The organism is Pseudomonas khorasanensis (assembly GCF_014268505.2).
Lineage (GTDB): Bacteria > Pseudomonadota > Gammaproteobacteria > Pseudomonadales > Pseudomonadaceae > Aquipseudomonas > Aquipseudomonas khorasanensis.
Genome location: NZ_JABWQP020000033.1, coordinates 1 through 1,343 on the forward strand (window position 1 = coordinate 1; position 1,343 = coordinate 1,343).

The following is a 1,343-nucleotide window of genomic DNA, read 5'->3' on the forward strand; positions in this document are numbered from 1 at the left end:
TGGGTGGCCTGCTGCCTTTTGAATGGACACGCCTATACCGAAGCAGTGCAGTCGAAATTGATAGCCGCCTCGGCCATGGCTGGAGTCATTCACTGTCTCATCGCTTGCAAATCGACGATGAGGGCGTGCTGTGGACGGACAACGAGAACCGGCAGACTCGTTTCCCGATGCCCACTGAGCGGCGGCCGGCCATCACTAACAGTCTGGCTCAGGCAGCGATTTATCTGGGTAACGAACCCGGCGAACTCATTTTGACCCAGGCCGGGGCAAAAACACGCTTCTACCATTTCCGTGCCGGTCGACTGACCGCCATCAGCGATGCTTACGAAAACCGCCTGCACATCAGTTATGACTTCGTTGATCGTATCCAGCGCATAGATAACGGCGCAGGGCGCGCCCTGCTGTTGCGTTACGACAATCGGCACATTGTGGCTGTCGACCAACAGCAACAACGCCCCGAATACAACGAGCGCGGCGAACGCCAAGATCCATGGCTGACGATTCAGACTCTCGTCACCTACCAATACAACGCACTCAATCAATTGGTTTCCTCCACCAATACGATCGGCGAAACCGAGCATTACCGCTACAACGATCAGCACGTTATCCTCGAGCGACAAATGGCCGGAGGGGCTAGTTTCTTCTGGGAGTGGGAGCGTGAAGGCAAGCTGTCTCGTTGCGTGCGTCATTGGGCCAATTACGCGCAGATGGAAGCGCGTTACGAGTGGGACGATAAAGGCTCGGTCATTGTCCATAACGCTGACGGCAGTGAGCTGGTCTATGTGCATGACGAAAATGCACGCCTGGTCAGTGAAACCGCGCCCGACGGTGGCGAAACGCAGAACGCTTATGACGATCAGGGTCGACTGATCGCCGTTAAGGATCCCATGGGAGCGATCACCGAGTATCAGTACAGCGATGCCGGACGCTTGCTTGCGGTGATCCCTCCTGAGGGTGTTCCGACGCGTTACAACTACTTCAACGGCCAACTTATTGATGTCCAGCGCGGCAAGGCGCGCTGGAAATACGAACGTAACCGTCAGGGGGATATCACCCAACAAATCGATCCTGATGGCAACGAGACCTTCTACAGCTATGACCGCCAAGGGCGCTTGCTGGAAATACGCCACCCCGACGGTAGTCGTCATCAACTGGGCTGGAACAACCTCGGCCAGTTGCTGGAAGAGCGACTGCCGGACGGCGGTCAACGAAAATACCGCTACGATGCACTCGGCCGACAGATCACTCGCCAAGATGAATTCGGCGCGATCACCCAATACCAATGGGATGCCGTCGACCGCCTGACACAGGTCACCCTGCCCGGCGGCGCTACTCGCGCGTTC

1 protein-coding gene is annotated in these 1,343 nt (G+C 57.0%); it reads left to right on the top strand.

Going from position 1 to position 1,343, the window contains the following annotated elements:
• A partial coding sequence (locus HU727_RS25445; RefSeq protein WP_225919901.1) for a DUF6531 domain-containing protein occupies positions 1-1,343 on the top strand: 1,343 nt, incomplete at both ends.